Origin of the sequence: Microbacterium sp. YJN-G (assembly GCF_015040615.1) — a bacterium.
Taxonomy (GTDB): Bacteria; Actinomycetota; Actinomycetes; order Actinomycetales; family Microbacteriaceae; genus Microbacterium.
The window spans coordinates 820,104-837,607 of record NZ_CP060402.1; the positions used below are offsets into that span (position 1 = coordinate 820,104).

General features: G+C 69.8%; 11 protein-coding genes. 7 read left to right on the plus strand and 4 right to left on the minus strand.

The features are described 5' to 3' along the window. Positions 1–82: 82 nt before the first annotated feature. Positions 83–1,048, minus strand: coding sequence for an acetylxylan esterase (locus H7694_RS03825; protein WP_193598218.1), 966 nt, complete (start codon positions 1,046–1,048; stop codon positions 83–85). Positions 1,049–1,203: 155 nt separating this feature from the next. Between H7694_RS03825 and H7694_RS03830 the strand changes: the two genes are divergently transcribed. The 4 genes from H7694_RS03830 to H7694_RS03845 all read left to right on the plus strand — a co-directional run bounded on the left by H7694_RS03830 (position 1,204) and on the right by H7694_RS03845 (position 6,549). After that, complete coding sequence (locus H7694_RS03830; RefSeq protein WP_193598219.1) at positions 1,204–2,631, plus strand: GH1 family beta-glucosidase; 1,428 nt, start codon at positions 1,204–1,206, stop codon at positions 2,629–2,631. A 186-nt stretch (positions 2,632–2,817) separates the two neighbouring features. Continuing rightward, on the plus strand, positions 2,818–3,816 hold the full coding sequence (locus tag H7694_RS03835; protein ID WP_193598220.1) for an ABC transporter permease: 999 nt from the start codon (positions 2,818–2,820) through the stop codon (positions 3,814–3,816). A 13-nt stretch (positions 3,817–3,829) separates the two neighbouring features. After that, positions 3,830–4,765, plus strand: coding sequence for a carbohydrate ABC transporter permease (locus H7694_RS03840; protein ID WP_193598221.1), 936 nt, complete (start codon positions 3,830–3,832; stop codon positions 4,763–4,765). A gap of 29 nt (positions 4,766–4,794) precedes the next feature. After that, positions 4,795–6,549 (plus strand): ABC transporter substrate-binding protein, encoded by a 1,755-nt coding sequence (locus tag H7694_RS03845; RefSeq protein WP_193598222.1) that lies wholly within the window; start codon positions 4,795–4,797, stop codon positions 6,547–6,549. A 124-nt stretch (positions 6,550–6,673) separates the two neighbouring features. Here the strand turns inward: H7694_RS03845 and H7694_RS03850 are convergent, their stop codons facing one another. The 3 genes from H7694_RS03850 to H7694_RS03860 are packed head-to-tail and all read right to left on the minus strand — an operon-like array spanning position 6,674 to position 10,598. Further along, positions 6,674–7,291, minus strand: coding sequence for a YesL family protein (locus H7694_RS03850; protein WP_193598223.1), 618 nt, complete (start codon positions 7,289–7,291; stop codon positions 6,674–6,676). Continuing rightward, positions 7,291–8,265, minus strand: coding sequence for a LacI family DNA-binding transcriptional regulator (locus H7694_RS03855; protein WP_193598224.1), 975 nt, complete (start codon positions 8,263–8,265; stop codon positions 7,291–7,293). The genes H7694_RS03850 and H7694_RS03855 overlap by 1 nt, the downstream gene beginning before the upstream one ends. Further along, on the minus strand, positions 8,259–10,598 hold the full coding sequence (locus H7694_RS03860) for a glycosyl hydrolase family 95 catalytic domain-containing protein (RefSeq protein ID WP_193598225.1): 2,340 nt from the start codon (positions 10,596–10,598) through the stop codon (positions 8,259–8,261). The genes H7694_RS03855 and H7694_RS03860 overlap by 7 nt, the downstream gene beginning before the upstream one ends. 60 nt (positions 10,599–10,658) lie before the next feature. Here H7694_RS03860 and H7694_RS03865 point away from each other — a divergent pair, with 60 nt between their 5' ends. Genes H7694_RS03865 through H7694_RS03875 form a run of 3 tightly spaced genes read left to right on the plus strand, consistent with a single transcriptional unit; the run spans position 10,659 to position 17,494 of the window. After that, positions 10,659–12,689 (plus strand): beta-galactosidase, encoded by a 2,031-nt coding sequence (locus H7694_RS03865; protein ID WP_193598226.1) that lies wholly within the window; start codon positions 10,659–10,661, stop codon positions 12,687–12,689. Between the two features lie 3 nt (positions 12,690–12,692). After that, positions 12,693–14,999: an alpha-xylosidase gene (gene yicI / locus H7694_RS03870; RefSeq protein ID WP_193598227.1), complete on the plus strand. Its 2,307-nt coding sequence runs from the start codon at positions 12,693–12,695 to the stop codon at positions 14,997–14,999. Next, a complete protein-coding gene (locus H7694_RS03875) occupies positions 14,996–17,494 on the plus strand; it encodes a glycoside hydrolase family 3 C-terminal domain-containing protein (RefSeq protein WP_193598228.1) in 2,499 nt (832 codons plus the stop codon). The genes yicI and H7694_RS03875 overlap by 4 nt, the downstream gene beginning before the upstream one ends. Positions 17,495–17,504 lie beyond the last annotated feature (10 nt).

A 17,504-nucleotide genomic window follows, 5' to 3' on the forward strand; every position in this document is an offset into this window, starting at 1 on the left:
AGCCTCGGGGGCGCGTGGCCCCTGTTCAAGCCGGACACCTTGCTGGCGTTGGGGCCCTTCGACAGGCTCAGGGACCCAGCGGTCAGAGGCGGTCGGTGAGCCAGCGGGCCTGACGCACCCACTGGGCGTGCTGGCCGCCCTCGTGACCGTTGAACTGGTAGACCTCGATCGCGGCATCCGATGAGGCCACGTGGTTGAACGCGGCGAACACGCTCGACGGCAGCACGATGGCGTCCATGAGCCCGACCGAGAACAGCGCCGGCACGGTCAGGCGCTTCGCGAAGTTCACGCCGTCGAAGTTCGACAGCGTGTCGAACACCCGCTCGACCTTGTCGCGGTGCACCGCGAGGTAGCGCTCGATCTCGCGGTACGGGTTGTCGGGCGTGAGCTCCACCGAGCGCACGAAGTGGCACAGGAACGGCACATCGGGCATCGCGGCGAACACGTCGGGGTTCAGCGCGGCAGCGGCGAGCGTGATGCCACCGCCCTGGCTGGCGCCGGTGACGCTGACGCGCGAGGCGTCCACGAAGGGCAGGCCGCGCACGGCGTCGACGGCGAGCACGGCATCCGTGAACACCCGGCGGTAGTAGTAGTCGTCACGGTTGAGGATGCCGCGGGTCATGTACCCGGTGGTGGCACCTTCCGAGCCGTGCGGGTCAGGAGTGTCGCCGCCTGAACCCCAGTTCGAGCCCTGCCCGCGGGTGTCCATGAGCACGTGCACGAAGCCGGCCCCGGCCCAGTGCAGGCGCTCGCCGGCGATGCCCCGGCCGCCTCCGTAGCCGATGTACTCGACCACGGCGGGAAGAGCGGCGTCGGTGCGCGGACGGGTCACCCAGGCGCGGATCGGCTCGCCGCCGAAGCCCGAGAACGTGAGGTCCTCGACGATGAACTGGGTGATCGGGGTGTCGGCGGTGACGAGAGTCGGATCGGATGCCGCGGCGCGGGACTCGGCGATCGTCGCCTCCCAGAACGCGTCGAAATCGGGGGAGACCGCCACGTCGGGGCGATAGCTGCGGAGGTCGGTCAGAGGCATGTCAGTCAGCGGCACCCGGTCACGTTATCGCACGTCGGATGCCGGTGTGCGACGTCGATGTCATCTGATTGCGTCATCCGGACCCGACGGTCTATATTCGATCGAAGCGTTTCGACATCGTGCGTGGTCGCACAGCGGGACGCACTCGACGAACGAGCGGAGAATCGACGATGATCGGCAGCAGCAACCCAGCCCCCGGCCTCGCGGACGGAGGCCTGCGCTTTCCGGACGGCTTCGTCTTCGGCGCGGCTACGGCCTCGTACCAGGTCGAGGGCGCCGCAGGCGAGGACGGGCGCGAGCCCTCGATCTGGGACACCTTCAGCCGGACCCCCGCAAAGGTCTGGAACGGCGACACGGGCGACGTGGCATGCGACCACTACCACCGTCTCGACGAGGACCTCGACCTCATGGCCGACCTCGGCCTGCACGCGTACCGCTTCTCGATCGCCTGGCCGCGGATCGTCCCGGCCAGCCGCGGCGCCGTGAACGCCAAGGGCGTCGACTTCTATTCGCGGCTCGTGGACGGTCTGCTCGCCCGCGGCATCCGCCCCGTCGCGACGCTGTACCACTGGGATCTGCCGCAGACGCTCGAGGATGCCGGCGGCTGGCCGGCACGTGACACCGCGGCCGCCTTCGGCGACTACGCGGCCGCCATCGGCGCCGCGCTGGGTGACCGGGTGCACACCTGGACCACGCTCAACGAGCCGTGGTGCAGCGCCTTCCTCGGCTACGGCCAGGGCGGTCACGCCCCTGGACGCACGGATGCCGCGGCAGCGCTCGCCGCCGCTCATCACCTCAACCTCGGGCACGGGCTGGCCCTGCAGGCACTGCGTGCGGTCACCACCAACGACCCGGAGTACTCGGTCACGCTCAACCTGCACGCGATCCGCGGCGAAGCCGAGGCTGTGCGCCGCATCGACGCGGTCGGCAATCGCATCTTCACCGGACCGATGCTGCGAGGCGTCTACGACGACGACCTGCTCGCCGACACCGCGCACGTCACCGACTGGTCGTTCGTCCGCGACGGAGACACCGGGATCATCCACCAGCCCATCGACGTGCTCGGCGTCAACTACTACTCGACCACCCTCGTGCGCAGCTGGGACGGTCAGGGCGAGAAGCAGAGCAGTGACGGGCACAAGCCGGCCGACGGCGGCACGGCCTGGCCGGGAAGCGACGAGCACGTCGAGTTCCTGCAGCAGGAGGGGCCGTACACCGCGATGGGGTGGAACATCGCCCCCGACGGACTCGTCGAACTGCTCACCTCGCTGCGCGACCAGCATCCGGACCTGCCGCTGATGATCACCGAGAACGGCTCGGCGTTCGAGGACCGGGTCGACCCCGACGGCGTCGTGCGCGATGCGGAACGCGTCGACTACCTGCGCCGGCATCTGGCCGCGTGCCACCAGGCGATCGAGGCCGGGGTCGACCTGCGCGGCTACTTCGCGTGGTCGCTGCTGGACAACTTCGAGTGGGGCTACGGGTACGACAAGCGGTTCGGTATCGTGCGCGTCGACTTCGACACCCTCGAGCGCACCGTGAAGGACTCCGGCCGCCTGTACCGCCGGGTCGCGCGTACCGGGGTGGCCCCGGCGTGACGCGCCCGCAGGTGAGCGGTGGCGCGCAGTGTGCTCTGCGGCTCGGTCGATGAGAGCGCTCCCAATCGTTACGTTCGCGTGATGCGCCTCGCGTTGACTCGCCCGAACGTACGTGATTATTCTATCGAAGCGGTTCGACAAATCGATGAGGATCGAGCCGGCAGGACGAGGCGGTAAGCGATGACGATGACCACTCCCACCACGGTGACTCGCACCGTGGCCGAGCAGCTGGATGAGCGCGGCGAGCGTTCGCCGCGCGTGCAGAAGCGTTGGCAGAGGCAGGCAGGCGGCAGGAAGTCCTATGGGATGTTCCTGTGCATCGTGCCGTTCCTCGTGCTGGCGTTCCTGTTCAGCTATCTGCCGCTGTACGGCTGGATCTACTCCCTCTACGACTACAAACCCGCCCTCGGCCTGGAGGGCAGCGAGTTCGTGGGCCTGCAGTGGTACCAGATGCTGGTCAGCTCGCCCACGCAGATGGCGCAGATCGGCCAGGTGCTGCTGAACACGCTGGCGATCAGCTTCCTCGGGATCGCGACGTCGATCCTGCCGCTGGTCTTCGCGGTGTTCCTCAACGAGGTGCGGGCGAAGTGGTTCCGCAACGCCGTGCAGACCCTGACCACGCTGCCGAACTTCATCTCGTGGGTGCTGGTCTACATGATCGCGTTCTCGCTGTTCTCGAGCTCGGGCCTGGTCAACAACGTGCTCGGCGACTTCGGGATCATCACCACGCCGATCAAGTTCCTCGACTCGGCCGACAACGTCTGGCTCGTCATGACGCTGTGGAGCGTGTGGAAGGGCCTGGGCTGGGGCGCGATCATCTACCTGGCTGCGATCAGCGGGATCGATCCGTCCATGTACGAATCGGCCCGCATCGACGGCGCCGGCCGCTTCCAGACGATCTGGTACATCACGGTGCCCGCGCTCATGCCCACCTACCTCGTGCTGCTGCTGCTGTCGGTCGCGAACCTGCTCAACAACGGCATGGAGCAGTACTTCGTGTTCCAGAACGCCTTCAACATGCAGTGGATCCAGGTGCTCGACCTCTACGTCTACAACATCGGCATGACGGGCAACAGCCTGTCGATGGCGACCGCGATCGGAATGCTCAAGAGCGTCATCTCGGTCGTCCTCCTGTTCACCGTCAACGCCATCGCCAAGCGCGTGCGCGGCGAAGCGATCGTCTGAGAGGCGCCGCACCATGACCCGACTCGACACCGCAGTCCTCCGGCCGCGCCGCGTGCGCCGCGCCCCCGGCGACGCCGTCTTCGCGATCGTCAACTACACCGTCTTCGCGCTGCTCGTGCTGATCTGCGCGTACCCGTTCTACTACCTGATCATCAACTCGGTCAGCGCCAACGACGTCTCGGCGCTCGGCAAGGTGCGCCTGCTGCCGGTGGACTTCCACCTCGAGAACTACCAGCAGGTGTTCCAGCTGAACGGGCTGGGCGGCGCCGCCGTCGTCAGCATCGCCCGCACGGTGATCGGCACCGTCGCGACGGTGCTGGCCTCGGCGTTCCTCGGCTTCATGTTCACGCAGAGCCGCATGTGGGCGCGGCAGTTCTGGTACCGCTTCGTGATCGTCACGATGTACTTCAGCGCGGGCCTGATCCCGGTGTTCATCATCATGAAGAACCTCGGTCTGACCAACAACTTCTGGGTGTACGTGCTGCCGTTCATCGTGCAGCCGTTCTTCATCATCCTCGTCAAGACGTACGTCGAGTCGATGCCGGAGTCGCTGCAGGAGGCCGCCGAACTCGACGGCGCCAACATCGTGCAGATCTTCTTCAAGGTCTACCTGCCGAACATGACGCCGATCCTCGCCACCGTGGCGATCTTCGCCGCCGTCGCGCAGTGGAACAGCTTCCAGGACACACTGATCTACATCACGGATCAGAGCCTGTACACGCTGCAGTACCTGCTCTACATGTTCATCAACCAGGCCTCCAGCCTCGCGCAGGCCGCCCAGAACGCCGGCGGCGACCTCAGCGCGATAGCCGGGGCGGCCACCTCGCAGACGCCGACCTCGATCCGCATGACCGTCTCGGTGATCGTCGTGCTGCCGATCATCTTCATCTACCCCCTGTTCCAGCGCTTCTTCGTGAAGGGCATCATGCTGGGCGCCGTCAAGGGCTGAGACGCCCTCACCCGAAAGAAAGGAAAGCAATGAAGCTGCAGCGGACACTCGTTGCGGGAGCCGTGGCGCTCCTCGCCGCCGGACTCCTCACCTCCTGCACCGCAGGCGACACCGAGGCCAAGACGGAGTCGATCGACGCGTTCCCCTCCCAGTGGGAGGAGGAGATCACGATCGACGTCTTCGACGGCCTGGCGAACTACATGGGCATCCAGAAGGGCTGGTTCGCCAAGATCGTCGACGACAAGTTCAACATGAAGCTGAACATCATCGCGCCGAACGTCGCCGGCGGTGGCGACACGCTGTACAACACCCGCGTCTCGGCCGGGGAACTGGGCGACCTCATCATCACCGACAAGGGTGAGCGGCTCGACGAGCTGATCGAGGGCGGGCTGGTCGCCGATGCATCGCCGTACTACCCGGCGATGAAGAACGCGGCGCGGTTCGACAAGGCGGTCGACGCCATCAACGAGGGCAACGACGGCATCCACGCCTTCCCGAGCTCGGTGTCGAGCCTGCTGCCGACCGAGTCCTCCGAGGGGATCGACTCGACCTTCGGGCCGTTCCTGCGCTGGGATCTGTACGCCGAACTGGGCTACCCCGAGATCGACACCCTCGAGGACCTGCTGCCGATCCTGAAGGACATGCAGGACCTCGAACCCGTGGCGCCCAACGGGCAGAAGACCTACGCGCTGTCGCTGTTCAAGGACTGGGACGGCAACATGATGAACAACGCCAAGCAGCCGGTCACCTACTACGGCTACGACGAACTCGGCTTCGTGCTGGCCAAGGCCGACGGCTCGGACTACCAGGGTCTGCTCGACGGCGGCGGCGAGTACGAGCGCGTGCTGCGCTTCTTCCATGAGGCCAACGAGCTGGGCCTGGTCGACCCCGAGTCGACCACCCAGAACTACGACACGCTGTGGTCGAAGATGCAGAACGGGCAGGTGCTCTTCACCTGGTGGCCGTGGCTGGGCCAGTCGGCCTACAACACCGACGCCAACATGGCCGAGGGCAAGGGCTTCATGATCGCCCCGCTGAAGGACCAGCAGATCTTCTCGTACGGGGCCGAGGCCTACGGCGGCAAGCAGGTGCTCGCGATCGGCTCGAAGGCCGAGGACCCCGAGCGCATCGCCGCCTTCATCGACTGGCTGTACTCGGCCGAGGGCTCGCTGTCCAACAGCAGCCAGACGATGGGCGCGGCCGGCCCGCAGGGCCTGACCTGGGATGTGAACGACGCCGGCGAGCCGGAGCTCACCGACTTCGGCAAGGAGGTCTTCCTCAGCGGAGACGCCGACGTGCCGGCGGAGTGGGGCGGCGGAACCTACCTCGACGGCGTCTCGACCCTGAACATCAGCGTCGTGCTGCCGATCGACACCGACCCCGAGACCGGGTTCCCGTACAGCTATAAGATGTGGGACTCGTACCAGAAGTTGACCGCGAACCCGCTCACCGAGGACTGGTCCGCGCACATGGGCGGGGCGGTGACCACGATGGAGTACCTGAAGGCCAACGACCAGGTGATCGTGGCACCGGGTGCCAGCTACACCGCGCCCGCCGACGACTCCGAGATCGAGACGCTGCGCAACCAGGTCAAGGCCGTGATCGTGCAGTCGTCGTGGCAGGCCGTCTTCGCTGAGGACGACGCCGAGTTCGACAGGATCTGGTCGGGGCTGCAGGACACCGCAGAGGGCCTCGGTTACGAGAAGGTGCTCGAGGTCGACATGGACCGCGCGAAGGAGCAGAACGCTCAGCGCGAGGCCATCGCGAAGGAGTTCGCGGACTGACGGACGGATGCGAAGCGGGGGCCGGCCCAGCCGGCCCCCGCTTTCGTGTGCCCGGCGACCGGATGCCGGCGGTCGGTCCCCGATCGGATGCCGGCGATCGGATGCCGGCGATCAGGCCCGTCGTTCACGCCCCGGGCGTGTGGCGCCGGAAGACGGAACGGAACAGGAACGCCGTCAGGTAGGCGCCCACCGAGAATCCGACGGTCAGCAGGACGACCGCGAAGATCGGGAAGACGAGAGTGATGCACACGAGCGTGACCGGGATGATCAGCACCCCGAACGTGCGCAGCGGCTCGGTCATCGGCAGCAGCACGGCGTTGCGCAGGCTCTGCCGCACCGGCGCGTCGTAGACGGCGGTGAGGGCCATCGCGTACAGGAACGCCATGAACGCGAACACCGCGGCGACGATCGAGATCACCATGGCGATGCCGCCGAGCAGCGTGGGATTGCCCGACCAGAACACGGCGCTGAAGGTGAGCAGCAGCATGGGCAGCAGCGTCGCTGCGCCCAGCAGCGACGCGCGCCGGAAGTTCGAGCGGAATGCGGGCAGGTAGTCCTTCAGCGGCCGCCCGCTCTCGTCATCCGAGTAGCGGATCGTCACCTCGAACAGCGCCGCGGTCGCCGCCGGGATCGTCACGATGGGCACGCAGCAGACCAGGTGCAGCAGATTCAGGGCGACGAAGCTCAGGAACCCCGTGATCCCCTGGGCGGTGCTGCCGGCAGGGTCGATCCCGATGCGCATCAGGAGCCCGTGGGTCCGAACAGCCGGGGCGGCAGCAACTGCATCCGGTCGACGCTCTCCCCGGCCAGCAGCGCGAGGATCGCGCGGGTCGCGACGGTGCCGATCTCGATCGCCGGGACCTCGATCGTGTCGGTCAGCCCCGGCACGTCGCGCACGAGGTGCAACGGGCTCAGCGCGATCACATCGCAGTGCGGGCTGCGTGCGGCGATGTGCGCGGCCACATGCGGCAGGGCCGCCTCGTTGTGGAACAGCACTCCCGAGATCTCGGGTGTCTGCGTGAGGATGTCGTCGACCACGCCGACGGCATCTGCCGAACTCGGGCACGGGTGCACCGAGCCGGTGATGCCGTGCTCCGCGCATCCCGCCAGGAAACCGCGATTCAGCCGCTCGGCGTACGAGGTGTGCCTGTCGAGCACCTCGGCAGGGGCGCCGAACAGCGCGACCCGGGTGTGCCCCAGCTCGGCCAGGCGTGCCGCGGCAAGACGGCCGGCGGCCTCGAAGTCGAAGTCGACGCAGACCAGATCGTTCGCCCCGTCGGGAAGGCCGATGAGCACGCTCGGCGTGCCGAGCTCCTGCAGTGTGGCCAGACGCGGGTCCTCGGACTCGACGTCCAGGACCATCAGCGCGTCAACCATCGAACCGCCCGCCGCGCGGCTGAGCCCCTCGGCGTCGTCGCTGGTCAGCAGCAGGATGTCGTAGCGGTTCGCGCGCGCCTCGGCGACGACGCCCGAGACGATCTCCATGATCACGTGCACGTCCACGCCCGAGCGCAGCGGTGCCTGCAGGCCGATCACCCTCGTGGAACGCGACGCGAGCGAGCGGGCGCTCGCATGCGGCCGGTAGCCCAGCTTCGTGATCGCCGCCTCCACGCGGTCCCTGGTGTCCTGCGAGATCGTGCGCTTGCCGCTCATGACGTACGAGACGGTCGAGATCGACACCCCCGCAGTCGCCGCGACGTCGGCGATCGTCACCATGCAAGCTCCTTCGTCTCAATGGTCATCGGCTGATCGGCGCTCAGCTGCACGGACCGCTCCGGCAGCCCCGGTCCGTGCACGCGCAGGGTCAGCGAGCGGGTGCTGTGCAAGGCTACCCGGCGGATCCGCCCCGACGCCCACGCCACATCGACGACGACGCCGCCTCGTGCCCGGATGCCGTGCACCGAGCCCTCCTGCCAGGCCTCCGGCAGGGCGGGCAGCAGTCGCAGCATCCCGTCGTGGGACTGCACCAGCGACTCGGCGACCGCGGCCGTGAAGCCCAGGTTGCCGTCGATCTGGAACGGCGGATGCGCACTGAACAGGTTGCGGTAGACGCCGCCGCGCTGCTCCGCGGAATCATGGGCGCCCGGGCTGGGCACGGGACGCAGCAGCATCCACAGCTGCTCGTGCACCCGGTTCCCCTCGTGCAGGCGCGCCCACATCAGCGCACGCCACGCGAGCGCCCAGCCGGTCGACTCGGGGCCGCGGCCGAGGATCGACGCGGCGGCAGCCGCGGCGAGCTCGGGTTCGGCATCGGGGGTGATCAGCCCGAGTGGGAAGACGCCGACGAGGTGTGACAGGTGGCGGTGCTCGGGTTCGGCATCCGGCACGTCGCGCGCCCACTCCTGGATGCGGCCCTGCGCCGAGATCGCGAGCGGCGGCAGCAGGTCCACGAGCGCGGCGAGATCGCCGACCCAGGCGTCTTCGCGGCCGAGCACGGCCGCCGCCTGGCGGCATGCGGCCGACAGGGCGCGCAGCAGCTCGGCATCCATCGTCGCGGTCAGCCCGATCGCGCGCGGGATGCCGTCGGCGTCGAGCCAGCGGTGCTCCGGCGAGGACGACGGGCTCGTCCACGCGCGCTCGCCGTCGGACTGGATCCAGCTCGAGGCGAACCGGGCGGCGCGCTCGAGCACCGGCCAGGCCCGCTCGCGCAGCGCGTCGAGATCGCCGTCGAACAGCCAGCGCTCCCAGAGGTGCAGGCTCAGCCAGACTCCGCCCATCGGCCAGGTCGACCAGCTAGGATCGCCCACGCCCTCGCCGACCGCCGCGGCATGCCCCCACGGGTCGGTGTTGTGGTGCAGCACCCAGCCGTCGGCGCCGTACAGCTCGCGGGCGGTGGTGGCGCCGGTGCCCTCCGAGACGCGGGCGATGAACTCGAGCAGCGGCAGGTGGCATTCGGCCAGGCCCGTCGTCTCGGCCGGCCAGTACGCCATCTGCAGATTGATGTTCGCGGTGTAGCCGCTCGACCACGGGCCGGGTAGCTCGGCGTTCCAGATGCCCTGCAGGTTCGCGGGCAGGCCCCCGGGCCGTGACGACGACATCAGCAGGTAGCGGCCGTAGTGGAACGACAGGGCTGCAAGACCCTGGTCGTCGTGCTCCTGCGCCCGCAGCACGCGCTCGTCGGTGTCGAGGTCGACGGACTCCGCGGGGGAGGGGAGATCCAGAACGCACCGCTCGTACAGCGCCCGATGCGCGACGACGTGTTCGTCCGCCTCGGCGCCCGCGCCGGCGACGGCGCGGGCCTCCGCCACGGCGTCGCCGCCGGCATCCGCCGTCGCCGTCCCGATCGTCAGCAGGTGGGTGGTCGCGGCGGCGGTGCGCAGCACGCCGCCCGTGATCGCGGATGCCGTGCTGGCGAGCACCACGACGGCGCCGCGGCGCCCCCTGGCCTCGTCGTAGCGGATGCCGGCGGACGAGGCCGCGTGCCCGGGCGGCACGTCGACCGGCAGGTGCCAGTGCGCGGTCAGGCCGGCCTCGTCCGAAGAAGGGGTCGCGGATGCAGAGGGGAACGGGCCGGTCAGGCGCACCTCGAGTGACACCGGCGTCTCGGCGGTGATCCGGTGAGCGATCGCGCCGGTCACGGCATCCGCCCAGGTCTCGTGCGTCACGCGGCCGGCATCCGGCGCCTTGTACGTGTGCGTCGCGATCCCGGTGCGCAGGTCGAGGGTGCGCTCGAGTCCGCTGGTGCGGGCGGCGTCGACGCCGGCGAGCGACACCTCCAGCGTGCCGAACGGCAGGAACGCCTGCGCCCAGGGGGTCTGCTGGCGTGCGACGAGCGCCTCGGCGCGGTCGAGGTCGCCGGCCCCGATCGCCTCGCGCACCGCGGCGATCGCCGCGGGGCCGCGGTCCAGGGCGCCGGCGAGCGGATCGTCGATGACGCCGCCCGACCATGCGGTGGTGTCGTTGAGCAGCAGCCGCTCGCCGCCCGCGCGCCCCTCGCACATGGCCGCGCGAAGGCCGTTGCCCACCGGCAGGGCATCGGTCCAGCGTGCTGACGCGCTCCGGTATCTCAGCGTGTGCAGGGCGTCCGACCGCTTCGTGGACATCGACATGTGGTTAGTATATGTTCCGTTGTTGAAACGCTTCGACACTTCGATGGAGAATCACGGGACATGTCATCGCAGACCTCAGCGCGTCGCGCCTTCGACGCGCTCATCACCGAGCGCGGGCTCGCCTTCGGTGGCGACTACAACCCCGAGCAGTGGCCGCGCGAGGTCTGGCACGAGGACGTGCGTCTCATGCGAGAAGCCGGCGTCAACTTCGTCACGGTCGGAGTGTTCAGCTGGGCGACGATCGAACCGCGCGAGGGGGCCCGCGAATGGGCCTGGCTCGACGAGATCCTCGACCTGCTGCACGAGAACGGCATCGCCGTCGACCTGGCCGCCCCCGTGGCATCGCCCCCGCCGTGGCTCGGACTGCAGCATCCCGATGTGCTGCCCGTCGACCGCGACGGCGTGCGCCTGGTCGCGGGATCGCGCAACCAGTTCTCGCCGGCGTCGAGCACCTACCGCGCGTACGCGCAGGCCATCACCCGCGATCTCGCCGAGCGATACGCGCAGCATCCCGCCGTGCGGATGTGGCACGTCGGCAACGAGTACGGGCAGATCGACCACGGCGACGAGGCGGCGCGCGAGTTCCGGTTCTGGCTGCGCCGCCGGCACGGCGACATCGAGACGCTGAACGCCGCGTGGAACACCGCGTTCTGGTCGCAGCGCTACGACTCCTTCGACGAGATACTCCCTCCCCGTCGCACGCCGTACCTGATCAACCCCGCGCAGTCGCTGGATTTCCGGCGGTACAGTTCCGACCAGCTGCTCGCCTGCTACGCCGAGCTGCGTGACGCGATCCGTGCCGCGGGGGCCGCGCAGCCGATCACGACGAACTTCATGGGGTTCTTCGCGCACGCCGACTACCACTCCTGGGCGGATCAGGTCGATGTGATCTCGGACGACCAGTACCCCGACCCGGCCGACCCGCAGTCGGCGAGCGGCATCGCGCTCGTGCAGGACCTCATGCGGTCCCTCGGCGGCGGGCGCAGCTGGATGCTGATGGAGCAGTCCATCAGCGCCGTCTCGTGGCGTGAGCACAATCTGCCCAAGTCGCCGCAGCGCGCGCGACGCGACTCGCTGCAGGCCGTCGCCCGCGGGGCCGACGCGATCTGCTACTTCCAGTGGCGGCAGGCGCGCTCGGGCGCGGAGCGCTTCCACTCGGCGATGCTGCCCCACGCCGGCACCGACTCCGACGTGTTCCGCGGCACCTGCCGTCAGGGTGCCGACCTGAAGCTGCTGTCGGCGGTCGCGGGCGCGCGAGTGCCCACCGACGTCGCCATCCTGTTCGACTGGTCCAGCTGGTGGGCGGGCGAGGAGCCCGCGCGCCCCACCGAGCGGCTCTCGACCATGCAGCAGCTGAACCGCTGGTACCGGTCGCTGTGGCGCCGCGGCATCGCCGCGGATGTCGTGCATCCGGATGCCGGACTCGACGCGTACCGCGTCATTCTGGTGCCCCACGCGTACATCCTGAGCCCCGAGGCGGCGGCATCGCTCGCCGGGGCCGCGGCTGGGGGTGCGCAGATCGTCATCGGCCCGTTCAGCGGCGTCGCCGACGAGCACGCCGCGATCCTGCAGGGGCGTTCACCGGTGCTGCTGCGCGAGCTGATCGGGGCCAGCGCAGAGGAATGGGCCGGGATGCGGCCGGGCATGCTCCGTCTCGCCGACGGATTCGGGCCCGCCGAGCCGCAGAGCGCCGACGTGCTCGCCGAGCGCCTGCGCACGGAAGGCGCCGAGGTGCTCGCGGCGCACAGCGGGGGCGACCTCGACGGCATCCCGGCGATCACGCGCAACGGCGGCGCCTGGTACCTGGGCGCCGTCGTATCGGACGGGGCGCTGGATGCGGTCATCTCGGGGGCGCTGGCCGCGGCATCCGTGTCGGGCCCGATCGCGGGCGTCGACGTGCTGCCCGAAGGGCTGGAGGCCGTCCGCCGCGGCGGCGTGCTCTTCCTGCTGAATCACGGGGAGAGCCCCGCAGAAGTGCCGGTGACGGCGGGTCTGTTCGACCTGCTCACCGGAGAGAAGACCGCGGACACGGTGGGCATCGCGCCCGGCGAGGTCCGCGCATTGAGCGAAGCACTGAGCGAAAGGCACTGACAGGTGAAGTTCACCGACGGCTACTGGCTGACCCGCCCCGGACTGACCCCGCTGTTCGCGGTCGAGGTCGATGACATCCGCATCGACGAGACCGCCGGCACGATGACCGTGTACGCCCCCACCAAGCACATCGAGCACCGCGGCGACACGCTGAACCGCCCGATGATCACCACGACGTACTCCTCGCCCGCCCCGGGCGTGGTGAAGGTGCGCGTGCAGCGGCACTCCGGCGGCGTGCACCGCGGTCCGGACTTCGCCGTCACCGGCGAGGAGGGGTTCGTCCCCGCGGTCTCGCTCTCCGAGGCGGGCGGCGAGCTGCGCACCGGCGATCTCGTCGTGCGGGTCGCGCGCGGCGCGTGGGACGTGACCTTCGAAGAGGGCGGGCGCGTGCTCACCCGCTCGGAGGCCCGGTCCGTCGCGCACTACACCGGCACGGCCCAGACGGATAAGGCCCAAAGCACGCATACCGCGGAGAGCACCTGGATGCTGCAGCAGCTCGGCCTCGCGCCGGGGGAGCGGGTCTTCGGGTTCGGCGAACGCTTCGGCGCCTTCGTCAAGAACGGCCAGGTCGTCGACACCTGGAACGCCGACGGCGGCACCTCGAGCGAGCAGTCGTACAAGTCGGTGCCCTTCTACGTCACCTCCCGCGGCTACGGCGTGCTCGTCGACAGCCCCGACCGGGTCTCGTTCGAGGTCGGCAGCGAGATCAACTCGCGCGTGCAGTTCTCGGTGCCCGGCGAGACGCTCGACTACTACCTGTTCGGCGGCGGCACCCCCAAGGCCGTCCTCGGTCGCTACACCGCCCTCACAGGCCGGCCCGCCCGCGTGCCGGCCTGGTCGTTCGGGCTCTGGCTGACCACGTCGTTCACGCCCGACTACGACGAGGCGACGGTCAACGAGTTCATCGACGGCTTCGCCGCGCGTGACCTGCCGCTGAGCGTCTTCCACTTCGACTGCTTCTGGATGCGCGAGTTCCAGTGGACCGACTTCGAGTGGGATCCGCGCACCTTCCCCGACCCGGAGGGGCAGCTGGCGCGCCTGCACGATCGCGGCCTGCACGTCTCGGCGTGGATCAACCCGTACATCGCCCAGCGCTCGGCGCTGTTCGCCGAGGCGGCCGAGAAGGGCTACCTGCTGCGCCGCACCGACGGTTCGGTGTGGCAGTGGGATCTGTGGCAGGCCGGCATGGGCATCGTCGACTTCACCAACCCGGATGCCGCAGCCTGGTTCACCGCGCATCTGGAGCGCCTCATGGACCAGGGCGTCGACACCTTCAAGACCGACTTCGGTGAGCGCATCCCGCACGAGGGCGTGCAGTGGTTCGACGGGTCCGACCCGGCGCGCATGCACAACTTCTACCCGCAGCTCTACAACGAGGTCGTCTTCCGCGCGCTGCAGAAGCGGCGCGGCGAGGGCGAGGCCGTCGTCTTCGCCCGGTCGGCCACCGCCGGCGGCCAGCAGTTCCCGGTGCACTGGGGCGGCGACAGCGACTCGACGTTCTCGTCGATGGCCGAATCGCTGCGCGGCGGACTGTCGCTGTCGATGAGCGGCTTCGGTTACTGGAGCCACGACATCGGCGGCTTCGAGGGCATGCCCGACCCCGCCGTGTTCAAGCGCTGGCTGGCGTTCGGGCTGCTGTCCTCGCACTCGCGCCTGCACGGATCGCAGACCTTCCGGGTGCCGTGGCTGTTCGATGACGAGGCGGTCGACGTGACCCGCCGCTTCACGAACCTGAAGATGCGGCTCATGCCGTACCTCGCCCGCGTGGCGGGCGAGGCGCCGGCCGAGGGCGTTCCCATGATGCGCCCGATGGTGCTGGAGTTCCCCGCGGACCGCGCCGGGTACGACGCCGACACCCAGTACATGCTGGGCGAGGCGCTGCTCGTCGCCCCCGTCTTCGACGCCGACGGCGATGCCTCGTACTACCTGCCCGCCGGCCGGTGGACCTCTCTCCTCGACGGTTCTGTCGTGGACGGCGGCCGCTGGATCGACGAGCAGCACGACTACCTGTCGGTGCCGCTGCGCGTGCGACCCGGCACCGTGCTGCCCTGGGGCAGCGAGGACTCCCGGCCCGACTACGACTGGGCCGACGGTGTCACGCTGCGCTGCTTCGAGCTGCCTGAGGGGTACGACCGTGAGACGGCCGTCCCCGGGCCGGACGGGGGATCGACGACCTTCCGCGTACGGCGCACCGGCAGCACGATCGTCGCGACCAGCGACGACGCGACCGCACCGTGGTCGCTGCAGTCCGGCGATGATGTGGTGCACGCCGACGGAGCGGGCACGATCTCCCTGGAGGTGACCGGATGAGGTTCCGCAGCACCGACCTGCCGGTGGCAGAGCGCGCCGCCGACCTGCTCGCGCGGCTCACGCGTGAGGAGCGCATCGCCATGCTCCACCAGGCGATGCCCGCGATCGAGCGCCTCGGCATCGCCGAGTCGCGCACCGGAGCCGAGGTGCTGCATGGAGTCGGTTGGCTCGGAGAGGCCACCGTCTTCCCACAGCCGGTCGGCCTGGCGGCGACCTGGGACACCGACCTCATCGAGCGCATCGGCGAGGTGACCTCGACCGAACTGCGCGCGAAGCGCGCGGCCGATCCGCTGGTCAGCCTCAACGTCTGGGCGCCCGTGGTCAACACGCTGCGCCACCCGCAGTGGGGTCGCAACGAGGAGGGCTACTCCGAGGACCCGCACCTGACCGGCCGGCTCGGCTGCGCCTACGCGCAGGGTCTGCGCGGCAGGCACGAGCGGGTCTGGAAGACCGTTCCGGCGCTGAAGCACTTCCTCGGCTACAGCAACGAGACCGACCGCTCGGCGACCTCGTCGGAGATGTCGCTGCGCACCCTCCACGAGGAGGAGCTGCCCGCCTTCCGCCCCGCGATCGAGCACAGGACGGCCGGGTCGATGATGCTGGCCTACAACCAGGTCAACGGCACCCCGGCGCACACGCAGCCTGAGCTCGTCGCCGAGGCGCGCAGCTGGAGCGACGAGTCGCTGGCGATCGTCTCGGATGCCGGGGCGCCCACCTTCGTCGTGACCGTGCAGGGTGCGCAGCCCGACGCGGTGCATGCCGCCGCTGCGCTGATCCGCAGCGGCATGGACTCGTTCACCGACAACGACGCCGACGCGCGCCCGACGATCGAGAACGTCACCCGCGCACTCGAGCAGGAACTGCTCGACGAGGCCGACATCGACGCCGCGGTCATACGCATCCTCGAGATGCGCATCCGCACCGGCGAGTTCGACGGCGACGAGGACCCCTATGCGGGAATCGGGGCGGATGCCGTCGACGCCCCCGGCGCGCGCGAACTCGCCCGCGAGGCGGCAGGGCGCTCGGTGGTCGTGCTGCGCAACGACGAGGGCGTGCTGCCGCTCGCCGACCCGGCACGAATCGCCGTGGTCGGTCCGCTCGCCGATGTCGTGCTCACCGACTGGTACTCGGGCACGCCGCCGTACGCGGTGGGCATCGCCGCGGGCCTGGCCGCCCGCTACCCGTCCGCCGACGTCGTCGTCGAGACCGGCGCCGACACGATCGCGCTGTGCGCGCCGGACGGCCGGTACGTGGTCGCCTCCGCCGACGGCGCCGTCGTCGCCGCGACGGGAGAGGATGCCGACCCCGACGCGCTCTTCGATGTCACCGACTGGGGCGACGGGCTGCTCACGCTGCGCTCGCACGCGAGCGGACGCCTGCTCACCGGCGGCGCCTGGCCGATGAAGGCCGATGCGAGCCGCGTCGGCGGCTGGGTCGTGCAGGAGAGCTTCCGCCGGCACGTGCACGCCGACGGCACCTGGTCGCTGCTGCACCTGGGATCGGGGCGGTGGGTGCGCGTGTCCCGCGAGGTCGGGCTGCTACTCGCCGAAGGGGTCACCCTCGACGACGCCGAGCGGTTCGGCGTGCGCACGGTGCGCACGGGAGCGGATGCCGTCGCCGCGGCCGCGGCATCCGCCGATGTCGTGGTCGTCGCCGTGGGCAACGATCCTCATCTCGCCGGGCGCGAGACGGCCGACCGGCCGCATCTGCTGCTGCCCGAGGCCTTCGCCGGGATCTGGCGCATCAGCCGGCAGCACAACGCCCGCACGGTTCTCACGATCGTGTCGAGCTACCCCTACGTGCTCGCGGGGGCGGAGGCTGCGGCCACCGTCGTCTGGTCGAGCCATGGCGGGCAGGAGCTCGGCAACGGCATCACCGATGTGCTGAGCGGCGATCGCGAGCCGAGCGGGCGACTGGCGCAGTCATGGCCGGCCGATCCCGCACAGGCCGGCGACCTGTTCGACTACGACACCAGGCGCCAGCGCGCCACCTACCGACACCAGCCGGAACCGTACGCGTTCGCCTTCGGGCACGGCCTGACCTATTCGACGGTGTCGTACGACGCGCTTGCGCTCGCCGCAGCATCCGCCACCGCACCGGCACCGACGCACCGGCACGCGGCGCTGGGCGAACCCGGCGACGTGCGCGTCTCGGTGACCGTGTCGAACCGCGGCGAGCGGGCCGCCGAGGAACTCGTGCAGGTGTACGCGCTGACCGAGGCCGGGGCACCCGGACCGCTCAGACTGCTCGTGGCCTATCAGCGCGTGCGGCTGGCGCCGGGGGAGACCCGGGAGGTCGAGCTGTCGTTCGACGTCGCGCGGCTGGCGGTGTGGGATCCGGCGCTGCGGCTGGACGGTGCGGCCGATGACTGGCTGCACGAGGGTGCGCTGCGCGTGCTCGCCGGGACGTACCGGATCTGCGCCGGCCCGAGCGCCGACGACCTCCCGGTCGCGGCCGAGCTCGTCGTCACCGACGGCGCGCCCGCTCCACTCTGAAGGAAGACCG

What these genes read in the sequence shown, in the direction of transcription:
- H7694_RS03830 (WP_193598219.1), top strand. Translation starts at nt 1,204, where the DNA reads ATGATCGGCAGCAGCAACCCAGCCCCCGGCCTCGCGGACGGAGGCCTG.
- H7694_RS03835 (WP_193598220.1), top strand. Translation starts at nt 2,818, where the DNA reads ATGACCACTCCCACCACGGTGACTCGCACCGTGGCCGAGCAGCTGGAT.
- H7694_RS03840 (WP_193598221.1), top strand. Translation starts at nt 3,830, where the DNA reads ATGACCCGACTCGACACCGCAGTCCTCCGGCCGCGCCGCGTGCGCCGC.
- H7694_RS03845 (WP_193598222.1), top strand. Translation starts at nt 4,795, where the DNA reads ATGAAGCTGCAGCGGACACTCGTTGCGGGAGCCGTGGCGCTCCTCGCC.
- H7694_RS03850 (WP_193598223.1), bottom strand. Translation starts at nt 7,291, where the DNA reads ATGCGCATCGGGATCGACCCTGCCGGCAGCACCGCCCAGGGGATCACG.
- H7694_RS03855 (WP_193598224.1), bottom strand. Translation starts at nt 8,265, where the DNA reads ATGGTGACGATCGCCGACGTCGCGGCGACTGCGGGGGTGTCGATCTCG.
- H7694_RS03860 (WP_193598225.1), bottom strand. Translation starts at nt 10,598, where the DNA reads ATGTCGATGTCCACGAAGCGGTCGGACGCCCTGCACACGCTGAGATAC.
- H7694_RS03865 (WP_193598226.1), top strand. Translation starts at nt 10,659, where the DNA reads ATGTCATCGCAGACCTCAGCGCGTCGCGCCTTCGACGCGCTCATCACC.
- H7694_RS03875 (WP_193598228.1), top strand. Translation starts at nt 14,996, where the DNA reads ATGAGGTTCCGCAGCACCGACCTGCCGGTGGCAGAGCGCGCCGCCGAC.